Origin of the sequence: Proteus myxofaciens ATCC 19692 (assembly GCF_001654855.1) — a bacterium.
In the GTDB taxonomy this organism is placed as follows: Bacteria; Pseudomonadota; Gammaproteobacteria; order Enterobacterales; family Enterobacteriaceae; genus Proteus; species Proteus myxofaciens.
On the sequence record NZ_LXEN01000263.1, the window covers coordinates 1 to 217 of the forward strand.

Annotated in this window: 1 protein-coding gene; it reads left to right on the top strand. The window is 37.3% G+C overall.

From position 1 onward, the window contains the following. On the top strand, window positions 1–217 hold a 217-nt coding region (locus M983_RS16840), incomplete at both ends, for an exodeoxyribonuclease V subunit gamma (RefSeq protein WP_157092004.1).

The following is a 217-nucleotide window of genomic DNA, read 5'->3' on the forward strand; positions in this document are numbered from 1 at the left end:
CTTTTTAGCAGGAAGTCTTAATTTTTGTACATTAATGCCAATGCGTTCAATCCCATTTAAAGCAGTTTGTTTACTTGGTATGAACGATGGCGTATATCCTCGTAATATTCAGCCTTTAGGCTTTGATTTAATGGCTGAACAACGTCGTCGTGGTGATAGAAAACGTCGTGATGATGATCGTTATTTATTTCTTGAAGCACTGAGTTCTGCTGAAAAG